This window comes from Armatimonadota bacterium, assembly GCA_028871815.1.
Classification (GTDB): domain Bacteria; phylum Armatimonadota; class Chthonomonadetes; order Chthonomonadales; family Chthonomonadaceae; genus REEB205.
Genome location: JAGWMJ010000013.1, coordinates 18,452 through 32,067, shown reverse-complemented (window position 1 = coordinate 32,067; position 13,616 = coordinate 18,452). Strand labels below are relative to the sequence as shown.

General features: G+C 63.0%; 12 protein-coding genes. 8 read left to right on the top strand and 4 right to left on the bottom strand.

From position 1 onward, the window contains the following. Positions 1 to 683: 683 nt before the first annotated feature. The 4 genes from KGJ62_13960 to KGJ62_13945 all read right to left on the bottom strand — a co-directional run bounded on the left by KGJ62_13960 (position 684) and on the right by KGJ62_13945 (position 5,701). A complete protein-coding gene (locus tag KGJ62_13960) occupies positions 684 to 1,652 on the bottom strand; it encodes a hypothetical protein (protein MDE2127688.1) in 969 nt (322 codons plus the stop codon). Positions 1,653 to 1,798: 146 nt separating this feature from the next. After that, positions 1,799 to 3,283 carry a hypothetical protein gene (locus tag KGJ62_13955; protein MDE2127687.1) on the bottom strand — a complete coding sequence of 495 codons (1,485 nt, stop codon included), beginning with the start codon at positions 3,281 to 3,283 and terminating at the stop codon, positions 1,799 to 1,801. 144 nt (positions 3,284 to 3,427) lie between these two features. Continuing rightward, positions 3,428 to 4,309, bottom strand: coding sequence for a hypothetical protein (locus tag KGJ62_13950; GenBank protein MDE2127686.1), 882 nt, complete (start codon positions 4,307 to 4,309; stop codon positions 3,428 to 3,430). Between the two features lie 1,038 nt (positions 4,310 to 5,347). Beyond that, positions 5,348 to 5,701 carry a WD40 repeat domain-containing protein gene (locus tag KGJ62_13945; protein ID MDE2127685.1) on the bottom strand — a complete coding sequence of 118 codons (354 nt, stop codon included), beginning with the start codon at positions 5,699 to 5,701 and terminating at the stop codon, positions 5,348 to 5,350. Positions 5,702 to 6,822: 1,121 nt separating this feature from the next. On the opposite strand from KGJ62_13945, the gene KGJ62_13940 reads away from it, so the two are divergent. From KGJ62_13940 to purF, 8 genes are read left to right on the top strand one after another with little or no spacing between them, the layout of a single operon-like run. Continuing rightward, a complete protein-coding gene (locus tag KGJ62_13940; GenBank protein MDE2127684.1) occupies positions 6,823 to 7,515 on the top strand; it encodes a tetratricopeptide repeat protein in 693 nt (230 codons plus the stop codon). Between the two features lie 4 nt (positions 7,516 to 7,519). Next, on the top strand, positions 7,520 to 7,780 hold the full coding sequence (locus tag KGJ62_13935; GenBank protein MDE2127683.1) for a YggT family protein: 261 nt from the start codon (positions 7,520 to 7,522) through the stop codon (positions 7,778 to 7,780). Positions 7,781 to 7,791: 11 nt separating this feature from the next. Further along, the gene (locus KGJ62_13930) at positions 7,792 to 8,490 is read left to right on the top strand and encodes a CPBP family intramembrane metalloprotease (GenBank protein ID MDE2127682.1); all 699 of its coding nucleotides are present in this window, start codon (positions 7,792 to 7,794) and stop codon (positions 8,488 to 8,490) included. 5 nt (positions 8,491 to 8,495) lie between these two features. Further along, entirely contained in the window at positions 8,496 to 8,834 is a 339-nt protein-coding gene (locus KGJ62_13925) for a DUF167 domain-containing protein (GenBank protein ID MDE2127681.1), read from the top strand. Between the two features lie 9 nt (positions 8,835 to 8,843). Further along, a complete protein-coding gene (gene purS / locus KGJ62_13920) occupies positions 8,844 to 9,083 on the top strand; it encodes a phosphoribosylformylglycinamidine synthase subunit PurS (GenBank protein MDE2127680.1) in 240 nt (79 codons plus the stop codon). Next, positions 9,080 to 9,838 carry a phosphoribosylformylglycinamidine synthase subunit PurQ gene (gene purQ / locus KGJ62_13915; GenBank protein MDE2127679.1) on the top strand — a complete coding sequence of 253 codons (759 nt, stop codon included), beginning with the start codon at positions 9,080 to 9,082 and terminating at the stop codon, positions 9,836 to 9,838. The genes purS and purQ overlap by 4 nt, the downstream gene beginning before the upstream one ends. A 26-nt stretch (positions 9,839 to 9,864) precedes the next feature. Beyond that, positions 9,865 to 12,135 (top strand): phosphoribosylformylglycinamidine synthase subunit PurL, encoded by a 2,271-nt coding sequence (gene purL / locus KGJ62_13910; GenBank protein MDE2127678.1) that lies wholly within the window; start codon positions 9,865 to 9,867, stop codon positions 12,133 to 12,135. Continuing rightward, positions 12,117 to 13,604, top strand: a complete 1,488-nt coding sequence (gene purF / locus KGJ62_13905) for an amidophosphoribosyltransferase (protein ID MDE2127677.1) — start codon at positions 12,117 to 12,119, stop codon at positions 13,602 to 13,604. The genes purL and purF overlap by 19 nt, the downstream gene beginning before the upstream one ends. The last annotated feature ends 12 nt before the right edge of the window (positions 13,605 to 13,616 follow it).

The following is a 13,616-nucleotide window of genomic DNA, read 5'->3' as shown; positions in this document are numbered from 1 at the left end:
GCCCAGCTCGGCGGCGTACGATCAGCATCAGGCTTCCTTGGGCCGCTGGCAACACGGGTGCGGACACGAGCCGGTCGGGTACCCCTTGCCGGCAGGCGGATCGTTAACTACGGGCCCGCAGCAAATCTCGTCGAATATGGGCCATGTGACCGACCAATCCGGGTACCAGTGGCAGGCAGCAAAACAGTGTTGGTGGACGCACCACACCTGGCTGCAATCGGCGTTCGGTATGTTCTTTGGCGGCAGGCACACCCGTAGACAGCCGCGAACGCACTCAGAACCGGGACGGTCATTCGGCCAGCCGGCGCTCATACAAGCCCGGTATGCGTTGCACGCGTAGTATGTCCGGCGTTCGCACGGTGGTAAATACGCGCTGCAATGCACTTTGTCGCGCGGGTAGTGCGGATATGGCCCCGGTCGCCAGTGGTACTTGTTGCAGTTCGGCTTGGGCGGATAACAGGTTTGCAACGGCATGACCGGAATGAATGGGTCCGCCTGCCGCCCACTCGGATCCGTCGCACGTGCCGGTCCGTTCCCCACATAGACGTACCTTGCCTCATCCGGCCACATCGGACCCACCCCCACCCACATCCCGCTCACCGCATCCAGCCACCGTGCCCTCACGTACATCCAGTCTGCCGCATCGCGGTAATACCCGAACAGGCCTTCATAGCCGTAGGGGTTCACCGTGCCGGAGCCGCGGGAGAGCTGCTTTGGAGTTCGGCAAGAAGCGTGTCCCGCGCGAATGTGCCAATCACGAGTCCAGTCCCCACGCCGTAGGCGCCGACCAATGTAGGCATAACCTGCTTAAGGCGCATCACCGCGCAGACGCGCCACGTGGCGACCCGCCAAGCAGTAATAGAGTTGTCGTTGTCCGACATGCCAATGAAGAAGCGCCCGTCGCGCGTGAAGCATCCGGACACCACCGAGTTGCGGCGCGACGGCACGCGTACCAGCAACTTGCCAGTAGCACAATCGTACGCACAGAATTTGGCGCCAGTCAGGTCGTATATCACGAGGACGCGACCCGAAGGGGCGAATTCGCACGGCGTGTCGACCACCTCGGTATCGCGAGCACCCAGCAACCGGCGCTGTGCGACGCGCCAGTTCACAAGCAGGATAAGCTCGCAGGCGCCGGCTCCAGCAACCGCCAACCGCTCGCCCCGGGGCGCAAACGCGCACTCCAGCGGCATCCCGACCTGCGCCTCGCAATGGCGGGGGACGCGGACCGTCGCTATAGCAGTCCACGGCGGCGCAAGGCGGCGGAGTGTGACCGTGCTGTTGTAAGTCGCGGCTACCCCGGTTATGCAAACCCGTGCACGGGGATCCTCCGCGATCATAGTCCACGGATGGCGCGCCACAACCCTCCCGCTCGTCGCATCGCATTCGAACGTCTGGTGGTCCGTCGATAGGAGGAAACGGCGGCCGTCGTCCGACCAGAAGAGCTTATAAAGCACTCCCGTCACGGGCCCGGCCGCTACGATCCTCAACGTGCGCGCGTCTGCGGGTTGCAGGATCCGCACCGTGTACGTGTGCGGCACGCGGCCGCCGCCCTTCTTGTAGGCCTCCACCAAGGCCAGCCGGCCATGACGGCCAAAGGCCCACAGTTCGCTAAGCGGGGCGGGCACCCGCGCTGTTAGCGCGAATCGCATTTGGGAAGGGGCACCAGGCGCCGTCGCTCGCGCCGCGCGGCGAGTGTGCTGGTACTGAGAAGACGCGCATCGGCTCGCCCAGACGCTCAGGCCCATGAGCACGGCCAACCAACCGCGCCGCAGGGCAGCCTTAACCACCGCCGATGCTACTGAATCTGCGTACCACATGTGTTGCCATTCTGTCGGCCGGTGCACTTCCTATAGAATGCAGCTGACGAAGGTCTGGCAGTTAGTGGCAAACGGCCCGTAACCGCCGCCCCCCATGTCCGGCCGCACATCTTGTAACCCTTATCGGCGCTATTGGCGTTCTGACACATACATCGCTCCTGCCTAGCCGTCACCGAGACCGGACAGCAGACCATCTCGCCGAGTGGGTAGCCACCCAGGTTTGCAGGGAGCCCCCACATGATGCCCTTTGTGCCCCAGCCGAACGTGCTGCACGAGGTTACCAGAAACCGGTGTGAATAACATCCGCCGCGGCAATTGCCTGGGATAATGTCGGAAACCGGGCGGTAACAAAGCTGAACGAACTCACCGCTTGGATCCGAGTGGGCGCCTGGCGAATTCCCGACATACACATACCGCGCTTCATCCGGCCACATTGGATCCACGCCCACCCACCTCCCGCTCGCAGCATCCAGCCACCGTGCCCGCACATACATCCAGTCTGCCGCATCGCGGTAGTAGCCAAACAGGCCTTCATACCGGTACGGGTTCACCGTGCCCGAACCGGATTCGAGTTCTACTCCGAATGCCTTGTAGCTGTAGCTATCGGTTATCATGCCTGCCTGCGATACCAGGATGCGCGCGGAGCCCTGCTGGTCCGGGCCGAAGAAGCTGGACACGCCGCTGCGCCGCCGCGAAGCGAGACCGCCCCAGATACCCGGGTTGTTGGTGTACTGCGCCTGCATCACACCGCCGGCGTCCTGCCCGATGAGCACATTCTGGTCGTCCCAGAGGAAGCGTGTGTACCCGCTGCCGGTTTGCGTAATCTGCCGTAAACCGTCCGCGGAGTAGAGGTTTGTTGTTGGCGGTCCGGTGGGGTTCTGCCGCACCACAAGCCGGTTTTCGCCGTCCCACGTGTTGGTGGTCAACGCGCCTGCCACGTTGGCGACCAAAAGGTTGCCGTTGGCATCCCAGGTGTTCGTGGTGGTTCCGGTTGGGGATATGACGAGGATTTGCTGGTCCGAGACGTCGTAGGACGCCGACGTAAGCGCGCCGGAGTCGTTTTCAACGAGGCGGTTGCCGGGGCTTGTCAACATGTTTGAGACACATTGTTGTAGGTTTGCGGTCATGAAGTGATGTCGAGTACCTTCTGCGTATTGGGCTCCGGTGGATTGATCCAGACGGCTTCCGGGAGAACGGTATGCTGCGGCGGCCGTTTGACGAAGCGCGCGGGATGCGCCAGGTATGCCGCCTTCAGGGCTCTTTGCCTTTGTGGGATGATTGCTGAGGCGTTGCCGTAGCGGACCGCCGCCGGCGTGACGAGCGCCATCCAGCTCGAGCACGGAGAGCGGGTTGCCCACGTGATTGTGGGTGCGGCTGCAGACCGCCAGCGCCATGCCGGAACTGTTCAGGTTTTTAAGAACCGTCTCGCGGCCGTCGGTGTCCCAGGTGTGGTTAATCGTCATGGCGTGTAAGGGTCCGCCCCGCGATTGGCGGGAGGGGGCGGCAATGACAAACAGGTTTGCTGGGACGCGGGCGGTGCGCTTGCCCACACGGCTCGGCACCGCGTGACCGCGGATCTCTCCCCGGCCGGATGCCAGGTTTAAGCGTCATTTCGGGCTGACATCGGCCCGGTGCGGGGCGTCGTTCACGCCGAGCCGGTACTCCCACAGTTGTCGCTGTGCAGTGAACGTCACGGCAGAGCCATCCGGCAGCCACTCCAAGTTGCCCGGGTTAAAGAACGGCCGCGGGAAACCAGCGTAACCCACAGCACAGCGGAGTCCGCCGACCATGACCGCTGCAGGCGAAGCGGCCTGCGCCAGCCACAGAGTCAACTCAGTAGGCGGGCCCTCCTCGGGCCGTGGCGTGCTGCCCGCCGCCCTCGGGAACTTCCGCTGCGCGAGGATTGCAAGCGTGCGCCCGTCGGGGCTAATGGCGTCTAAAAGCCCGCCGTATCCCGTCGGCAGATGGGCGGACCAGCTGGCTCCGCGACGAAGCAGGACACCGTCGGCCAGCATCAGCGGCGATACCGTGGCGGTCCGGAAGCGCCAACCCGCTGTAATCTCGGCAAGGCGGACACCTTTCGGCGGAGCGTTTGGTTCGGGCTGCAGCGCCCATTCACCCCGTACGGACAAACTGCTGCGAATAGGTGTTACACGACAACGACTGTCCGCGATGTAGGCACGGCGGTGTGTGACCGAGTCGGTAGGCGGGTCAGCCTCGAATCCAAGCCAGCGCGAACCGGCCGGGTAGGCGAACATACCGCCTTGACGCGAACGGCGACCTAAAACGCGACCGGAAGCTGAGATGACCAGAACGGTCTCTCTTGGACTGTTCGGCGAGGCGACCACGCAGAGAATAGCGGTCCTGGCCCCGTGCGCCGCACCGGTAAGCTCAAGCGGGTACGCGCCGAAGTGAGTCGCCTCCACGTCGCGGGCTCCAAGGCCCCGTTCGCCGAGAAAGACGCGGGAGTGCCCGTTGAGCGAATCCACGAGCATCAGTCCGGACCCGTAGGTGTCGTAGATAAATTGATCGGACGAAAGCCAGGTGAGGTCTGGGCCGGTGTCAGAGGCTCGGAAGCGGAAAACGCTCCGGAGTTGACGGGCGGGTGCGAGGGCGCCCGCTCTGAAAGTCCTTGTCGGGCCACGGCCGCATGCGAGACACAGCGCGACTGTCGCCGCACACACAGCCCGGGATACGCGAAGCGTCGACACCGCACGATCACCTCCCACGGCATGCACGCCCCAAGCATTGTGCCAGCAGGTTATTGCAGCCATCGTCGTGGTTGTATCCGCAGTGGTGGCCGAGCTCGTGGAGAATCACGCCGCCGATTCCCGGGATAGGAAGATTCCGGCACCGAGTGGGATTCGCCGCTATGTCCGGGTAGCACCGGTAGATACGCCCGCATTGGCCGGAATTACCGAGGGTAAAGGCGCAATGGATAAAGTTAGGATCCGTGGCGCAATTGGCGCATGCCGGATCCGGAGGCCCGTCTACATTGCACGCGCCGCAACAGACTATGGTCACGCAATCGCATGCCGCTTTCATACATGCTAATTGTGCGGGCGTGATCGCCGGACATTGACCTGGCCATTGATGGTGCGGCCCTCCGTTCCATAAACAACTATTAATGTAAGCGACATCGGAACGGCTGAGCTTGTGCGTGCAGTGGCAGGCCGATTTCAGCGCGTTTTGCACGGAACAATCAGATGGGCAATCCACGACGCGGCCCGGGCACTGCTCGCCGCTAGCGTCGGCGAGCAGTGCGGGGCCGCAACGGACATACACATACCTTGCCTCATCCTGCCACATCGGATCCACACCCGCTCACCTCCCATTCATCCCATCCAGCCACCGTGCCCTCACATACATCCAGTCTGCCGCATCGCGGTAGTAGCCGAAAAGCCCCTCATACCGGTACGGGTTCACGGTTCCGGAGCCGCCTTGCAGCTCGACGCCAAACGCCTTGTAGCTGCAGGTATCGGTTGTAGTTCCGGCGAGGCGGAAGTCTGTGCCGGGGCGAGCTCACGTCAGAGAGCCCACACGCGGACACCGCCGTCACAGATCGCGGCGAATGTGTTGGTCGCAGGAGAATACGCGACATACTCAATGGGATGGGTCGTTTCAACCGTGAACCGCACGCGCCAAGTCCGGGTTGACCAGAATTGGATGCCGTGATCGCGTCCGGGGACGATCAAATACCGGCTGCCACGGGCGAATCCGGGCGTGACGAGCCAGTTGTATAGCACGGGCAGCCGGGCGGAGCCGGCGGCGCGCTTGCCGGTGGCAACGTCATAGACCACGATGCGTTGATGGTCGATCCCAGCAATTAGGCGGCTGTCAGGCGACACCGATAACGGAGTCAACGAGGCGCGACGATTCATCTCGATCCGGCGCCACGGCGCGACCCGGTATACAGCGGTGGGTCCGTGAAGGCAACCGACAGCCAGAGTCCGGGAATCGGGCGAGAAGACACCGAAGCACCTGGCGGTCCGGCCGGACGTGCTCATTAAATCGGCCAGCCGGCGCCAGCCGAGCACCGTGTAAACCGCGCAGTGGCCGGCTTGCACGCGACAAAAGGCCAGCCTACCGTCGGGCGACAGAGATTCCAATTCTACGCCGCTCGGAGGGCTCGATGGCGCAACGTCGGCCGCCCCGTCATTCAGGTCTATTATTGCTCCCGCAGAGCCGAAAGTCAAGACGCGTTGGTCCCCCCGAAAGGTTACGCAGTTGAGCAGGTACCCGATCGTCCGGGCCGCGCGCGGTACGGAGAAGTTATCCGGTGCGGCCCAAGAATCTGTATTCCAGACGTACAGACCCCGCTTGCCCATCGCGGCAAGGCGGCTCCCGTCGGGCGAAAACGCGAGCGCCACGGCGTTCAGAGGTTGGTCATCCGGGAAGACGAGAGTCGCGACCGCGCGAGGGCCCTGCGGGGCCCGGCAGCCTGCGGAACAGCACAACATCACACCTATCGAAGTGAATGCGGTGCACCAGCCAGGTGATCGGGTGAACGGTCCCCTACCGCCGGGCGCTCCCTTGGCTTCGCATGCCACGATTGCGACCTCAGTGCCTGTTGCCCCAGTCCATCGAACACGATGCGCGAGCGATGCAAGGCAATTTCCCGGCGCCACGCCGGATTCCTGCATCGGTTTCGTCGCGTTTTTGACCGGCTGCCTGGCGCGGCGACGAGGCCGTGGCTGGTTCGGAGGCGGCTGTCATCGTGAACCGGAACCGGAACCAGCGAGACCCATTGCCCCGGGCGCCTCGGCCTCGGCACACTGGAGGACGACGCTGCGGGAGCCGCAGGCAGAAGCATTGAGGCTCTTCCACGATGCTCGCAGACTCGCTGTGTGTTCAGAGTGACACGGGCGTGGCGTTAGATGCCTGTGCGGCAAGGGGCCGTTTGCGCAGCGCCGACGCCCTGCCGGGCGCAAACAACGCGCTACGGCAGGTAATGTATATATCGAAAACGCGTCCGGATCGGTTTGGAGGGCGGGAAGCTCGCATGAACCTTACATACTGCCAGCGGAATCTCGGTATCGTCGCGGCCGCTGCGATGTGCACGATATTCAGCCTGTCTGCCGTTCGTGGCTATGCTCAGGCTCGCCCGAGGCCGCAGTTACCCATCTTCAGCGGCAAGCCGGCGCCGAAAGCGCCACCACCTCCGAAGCCCTCTACAAAGCCACTGACGCAGCAGCAGGTCTCTAACGCGGTTCTCGCACGCGCCATCGATGACATCTATCTGTTTCGTGATCGGCACTTTCATGCGGGCGAGTACAGCCATCTGATCAACCTCAGCTACGTGATCAATCAGGCCGAACCCCACATGGAAGGCATCTACTCCGACGAATCGTACTACCTGTGGAGCACCGACCGGAACGCAGCGGCCATCGCGGCACTGAAACGCGGCCTGAAGGCCAACCCCAACGACTACGGAATGTACGACGCACTGGGCGAGCACTATCTGATCAACAACCACAATCCCAGGTTGGCGCTGCCGTACTACCAGCACGCCGTAAAGTTCAAGTGTCCGTGGGCTACGTGGCACATGCTGGCGCATGCGTATGAGCGGCTCGGAAACTGGAAACAGGCTGCCGTGTGTTATGCGCACGCGGCCAAGACCTATCCGGATGACAAGGTAGCGCCGGTGCTGCTGCGGAAGGCCGAAGCGCACATAAACTCCGGATCGGCACGGTAACGTAATGTCGCCAGGATACCTAGTTGCCGAAGTCATTCAGCTGTTCGTGCTGCTGATGATTGTGTACTGTGTGCTTGAGACGCTCATCTGCTTCGGCGCCCGTATTTCCTCGTACAATCCCGTCGTGCGTACGCTGCGCACGATCTGCAATCCGATTCTCGATCCGATCCGATCCCTCATTCCGCCATCCCTTTTGGGCGGTTTCGATATCTCGCCTCTGCTTGTGGTTTTACTGCTTCAGTACGTGGCAAGTCTGCTGCGTTAGCCGCGAACCTGATGAACCTTGAAGCTGGGCGGTCCGACGGCGGAATGCCCACATCGCTTGTGCTGGCAGCCGTGGCATGGTATCTGGTTGCGCCACAACTGCTGGCCGGCACTGCGCAGGCAGTGCCTGGTGTGATACGCGCCGGCATGTGGGTGCGGTTGGTGGTTGCGCAGGCGGCTGTCGCAGGCTCCGCAGCTGCAATCCTGATGAGCGCTCCAGCGGGTCGTCTGAGGCCGGGGTCTCGCCTTTTCGGCTTGCGGCCACTAGATGGTCGGAGCCTGTTCACGGTGCCGGCGGCCGCGGTTGGAGCCTTTGTCGCGGCCGGAGCGCTGTATGCGGCGGAGCATGCCGCCGGCATGCCACAGCAGCGCACTGCGGCCATCCGGATGGTGCGCGCATCGCATGGGGCATCGCTGGCGCTTGCGGTGCTGGTGATCTGCGTAGCTGCGCCGGTGATTGAAGAGCTTTTTTTTCGCGGACTCATCTACGGTCACTTACGCCGCCGCGCATCTGCCGGGTGGTCCACCGTGATCACGTCGCTGGCGTTCGCCCTGGTTCACCCCAACATTCCATACAGCCTGCTGCCCATGGCGGCGATTGGCGCGATGTTCTGCTGGTGCCGCGAGAGAACGGGCAGCACGTGGGCGAGCATGTGTACGCACGGTTTGTACAACGCGATGGCTCTGGCGCTGATGGTCGCACGGATTTGAGGCCCGTGGAGGGTCGCGGCCCGATAGACGAAACGGCTGTGATACGGGTACGATTGACTCCGAAAGCGGACCGGGACGCGGTAAGCGGCATTATCGACGGCGAAGTACAGGTCCGCGTGCGCGCCGCCCCATCCGACGGCGCCGCCAATGAAGCTCTCATTCGGGTCCTGGCAAAGGCGGCAGGCGTGGCGGCCTCCGCGGCACGCATAGTCAGCGGCCGGACTTCACGCCGCAAACTGGTGCAGATAACGGGCGCCCCCGCCCAGGCGGTTATCGATCGACTCGAAATGGTGGCGACGCGGCCAGGCAGCGCCACCAGACGGTGTGACAAGGCGAAGGACTGAAGCTGCCCTATGATTGAGGTCCGCATCACTGTCACTCTAAAGCCCGCCCTACTGGACGCCCAGGGCCGCGCAACGCGCGACGCGCTGCAGGCACTGGGCTTTTTAGGTGTTCAGGAGGCTCGCATCGGCAAAGTCATTGTGCTGCACCTGGAGGAAGATGGCGCGATTGAACCGGTGGTCGCGGAGATGTGCGGCAAGCTGCTTGCGAACCCGGTGACTGAGGAGTACTCGATCGAGGTAGTGCGATGACCCTGGCCGCCACCAGGGACGTTCACGTTGGCGTTGGCAGGCGCCCGCGCTTCGCCGTGATACGGTTTCCGGGCTCTAACTGCGACCAGGACGCCGTCTACGCCGTCAAACGGACCACGCAGTGCGAAGCGACCTACGTGTGGCACGCCACTGCCGATCTGGACGGATTTGACGTGGTGATCTTGCCGGGCGGCTTCTCGTATGGCGACTACCTGCGCCCTGGATCGATTGCGCGATTTGCGAACGTTATGGATGCGGTGCGGCAGCACGCGGAGCGCGGGCGGTATGTACTGGGCATCTGCAACGGTTTTCAGGTGCTGTGCGAAGCCGGCCTCCTGCCTGGCGCGCTGGTGGCGAATATCGGCTGCAAGTTTCTCTGCCGCCCGGTAACGCTCCGCGTGGAGAACGCGAACACGCCGTTTACCCACACTTATCGCGAAGGGCAGACGCTCAGCATACCGATTGCCCACGGCGAGGGCCGTTACTATTGCGACGCGGCCACGCTGGAGCGGCTGCAGCGCCACCATCAGATTATCTTCCGTTACGCGGCGGAGACCGACGAATACGCTCCTGCAAATCCTAACGGCTCGTTGGACTGCATCGCAGGGATCGTGAATGAGGGCGGCAATGTACTCGGCATGATGCCTCATCCCGAGCGCGCCACCGACATCTTTCTCGGCTCCGCTGATGGCAGGCTGATCTTTCAGGCGCTTGCCTCGGCGTTCTGCGGAGCGCCAACGGAACCGGGCCATTGATCACCGCCGACACGGTTTGGCGCGAAATGGGCCTGAACGACGGCGAGTACGCGTCAATTCTGCAAACGCTTGGCCGCGAGCCTACCCAAACGGAACTCGGTATGTTTGCCGTGATGTGGTCGGAGCACTGCGGATACAAGTATTCGCGGCCGATTCTTTCACGCTTCCGCCAGTACCGCGAGGCACAGGCGGCCGGCGCGCTGGAAAACGCCGGGCACATCGCACTGGATAAGGATCTGGGGATCGTTTTCAAGGTGGAGTCGCACAACCACCCCTCCGCGGTCGAGCCGTTCCAGGGCGCGGCAACCGGCGTCGGTGGCATCTTGCGAGACATCTTCACGATGGGCGCTCGGCCGGTAGCGATCCTCAACTCGCTGTGGTTCGGTGATCTGGACGACGCACGAAGCCGTTATCTGTTCGAGAACGTGGTAGCAGGCATTGGTCACTACGGCAACTGTGTTGGTGTACCGACCGTGGCCGGTGAGACGCACTTTCACCCGTGTTACCGCAGCAATCCGTTGGTAAACGCTATGGCGGTTGGCGTCGTGCCGCTGCGGAACCTGGCGAAAGCTGCCGCTACCGGCACCGGCAACCCCGTGATCTACGTGGGCAGCGCCACGGGCCGTGACGGTATCCACGGGGCTACGTTTGCCAGCACCGAGCTGAATGAGGGCAGCGAGTCGCGACGGCCGAATGTGCAGATGGGCGACCCGTTTCTTGAGAAGTTGCTGATCGAGGCGACGCTCGAAGCCCTGGCAACAGGAGCCATTACCGGAATCCAGGATATGGGCGCTGCCGGACTCACCTGCTCCACCAGCGAAATGGCTGCCAGGGCCGATGTTGGAATAGAGATCGACGTGCGGCTGGTTCCGTTACGGGACCCATCGATGTCGACCTACGAAATCATGCTGTCGGAATCGCAGGAGCGCATGCTTTGCGTAGCGCAGCGCGGGCGAGAGCGCGAAGTGCTCAGCGTGTTCGAGCGATGGGGCCTGCACGCGGCGGTGATCGGCCACGTCACGACTGATGGAGTTGTGCGCATCCTCGACGCCGGGGCGATCGCTGCCGAGGTTCCGGCCAAAGCCCTCACCGACAACTGCCCGGTGTACCACCTGGAGGTGCGTGAGCGCCCACCGATCGAGTCGGCGCCGCGACCAGTCCCGGAGCCACTCTGCGCGGCTGGAGAGAATGACGCTTCCGGTGCGCTCACCTGCGGATCGGCCCTGCTGCAGCTCCTCGGATCGGCAAATGGAGCCTCCAAGGAGTGGGTACATACCCAGTACGATCGGTCGGTTCAAACGCAAACGGTTGAGCTTCCGGGCAGCGATGCCGCGGTGCTGGCGCTTCGCGGGTCCGAAAAAGGGATTGCGCTGAGCATCGACGGTAACTCGCGCTGGTGTCGCACCGATCCGTTCATCGGCGCGCAACTGGTGGTAGCCGAGGCGGCCCGGAACGTGGCCTGTGCCGGCGCCCGGCCCGCTGGCCTTACCAACTGCCTCAACTTCGCTAGCCCTGAGGAACCGGCCCGATTCTGGGAATTTCGCAGCGCCGTGGATGGAATCGCCACAGCTGCCGAGGCATTTGGCATACCTGTAGTGTCGGGCAACGTATCTTTCTACAACGAGACCGCCGGTGAGCCTATCTGGCCGACGCCGGTGATCGGCATGGTGGGAATCCTGGCGAACCCGGACCGAGCGGTCGGCGCGGCATTCCAGCGCGGTGACAATGGTGGCCAGCTGGCGCTGGTGAGCGCTTTCCCAGCCGGCGCCGGCCCGGTGTCGTGCGGCGAGTATCGCAGCGTGATCTGCGGCGACGAGGGCGGTCCGCTCCCTTTGATCGATCTGGAGGCGGAACGCCGGCTATTCGAACTGTTGGTGGCGGGGCACGCCGAGGCCCTGTTCGCCTCGTGCCACGACTGCTCCAGTGGGGGTCTGGCAGTTGCCCTGGCAGAGTGCTGCATGCTGGGCAGGGTTGGAGCAGCGGTTGTGCTGAGGCCGGAGCCGGCTCAGACTTCGGTAGCCGCACGGCTGTTCGGCGAGAATTCCGGCCGGGTCATCGTAAGCTTGAAGAACGAAGCAGGACTTGCGCGATTGCAGCAACTTGGCGAAGCGCACAGCATAGTCGTAGAGTGGATCGGTACGGTTGGCGGTGAAGTCCTGCGGGTAGCAATCGGAGCACAGACGGCTTTCGATTGCGCCGTATCGCAGATGCAGGCAGTATGGCGCCGGGCGATTCCGGCGATGATGATACGTGCGCAGGCGCCGACGTCGGCGTCGGAATGTGTGGGGGCACGCTAGTGTCTGACAGGCCACATGAGGAATGCGGCGTCTTTGGGATCCGGGCGCCCGGCGAAGACGTCGCACGAATCGCCTTTTTCGGTATCTTCGCGCTTCAGCATCGCGGCCAGGAAAGCGCCGGTATCGCCGTGTCCGCCGGCCGCACCATTGCTGTACACAAAGCGATGGGCCTCGTCACGCAGGTCTTCGATGAACGAACGATTGGAAGCCTCAAGGGTGATGCCGCTATTGGGCATACGCGTTACTCCACCACAGGCTCCAGCGATCTGTGCAACGCACAGCCCGTGGTGTGCCACACCGATTACGGCGATATCGCGCTGGCGCACAATGGCAACCTGATCAATTCGGCCGAACTCAAATCGCAGTTGACAACTGCCGGCGTCCAATTCACCAGCACGAACGACAGCGAGGTGATTGCCCAGTTGCTGGCATGTCTTCACAAGGGCGACATCGCCGAGACCGTTCGAGAGGCCATGCCCAGGCTGCAGGGCGCATACTCGCTCACCGTACTTGCCGGCGACACTCTGGTCGGCGTACGGGACCCGTACGGTGTGCGACCTCTGTGCCTGGGGCAGATCAGCGGCGTTCCCTGCGTTATCGCATCCGAGACGTGCGCGCTAAAGCCCACCGGCGCCACATACATGCGCGAGGTACAGCCCGGTGAGATCTACGTCATCGGTCCAGGCGAGGCTTCAAATACCCTGCCGCCCGACCCGGCGCACCACGCAACCTGCCTCTTTGAGTTCATCTACTTTGCGCGTCCCGACTCCAAAATCTACGACAAGCGGCTCCAGCTCGTGCGCAAACGGATGGGGAGCGCCCTGGCACAGCAGCATCCGGCGCCTCGCGAGAACGCCATCGTGATTCCGGTGCCGGATACCAGCATACCGGCTGCGCTGGGCTATGCCGAGAGCAGCGGAATACCCTACAGCGAAGGCATTATCAAGAACCGGTACATCCAGCGCACTTTCATCCAGCCCAGCCCCTATATGCGCGACCAGGGCGCGATGATGAAGTACACGCCCATACCCGAGGTGATCGAAGGCAAATCGATCGTGATGGTGGACGACTCGATTGTGCGTGGTACCACGACCGGAAAATTGGTAAAACTGCTATTTGAGACCGGCGCCAAGGAAGTTCACGTTCGCATTACGGCCCCACCCGTACGGTTTCCCTGCTACTACGGCATCGACATGGCGAACCAGGATGAGTTGATCGCAGCGCGCAACACCGTGGAAGAGATCCGGCAAGCCATAGGTGCCACAAGCCTGGGCTACCTCTCACTACAAGGCGCTGTGGACGCCGTGGGCTTGAACCGGGATAAGTTTTGCCGAGCCTGCTTCGATGGCAAGTACCCACTGGCCATTCCCCAGGACATCAAGCTGTCGAAAATGATGTTGACTCCGCCGCCTGCTTCGGACGAGGACGTGGACGAGGATGCGGAAACCCCGGCTCATGCCGCGGTCTGACCAGCAAGCTCC

Coding starts and splice junctions, on each gene's coding strand:
- KGJ62_13960 (MDE2127688.1), bottom strand. CDS start 1,652: ATGCGATTCGCGCTAACAGCGCGGGTGCCCGCCCCGCTTAGCGAACTG.
- KGJ62_13955 (MDE2127687.1), bottom strand. CDS start 3,283: ATGACGATTAACCACACCTGGGACACCGACGGCCGCGAGACGGTTCTT.
- KGJ62_13945 (MDE2127685.1), bottom strand. CDS start 5,701: ATGAATCGTCGCGCCTCGTTGACTCCGTTATCGGTGTCGCCTGACAGC.
- KGJ62_13940 (MDE2127684.1), top strand. CDS start 6,823: ATGAACCTTACATACTGCCAGCGGAATCTCGGTATCGTCGCGGCCGCT.
- KGJ62_13935 (MDE2127683.1), top strand. CDS start 7,520: ATGTCGCCAGGATACCTAGTTGCCGAAGTCATTCAGCTGTTCGTGCTG.
- KGJ62_13930 (MDE2127682.1), top strand. CDS start 7,792: ATGAACCTTGAAGCTGGGCGGTCCGACGGCGGAATGCCCACATCGCTT.
- purS (MDE2127680.1), top strand. CDS start 8,844: ATGATTGAGGTCCGCATCACTGTCACTCTAAAGCCCGCCCTACTGGAC.
- purQ (MDE2127679.1), top strand. CDS start 9,080: ATGACCCTGGCCGCCACCAGGGACGTTCACGTTGGCGTTGGCAGGCGC.
- purL (MDE2127678.1), top strand. CDS start 9,865: ATGGGCCTGAACGACGGCGAGTACGCGTCAATTCTGCAAACGCTTGGC.
- purF (MDE2127677.1), top strand. CDS start 12,117: ATGTGTGGGGGCACGCTAGTGTCTGACAGGCCACATGAGGAATGCGGC.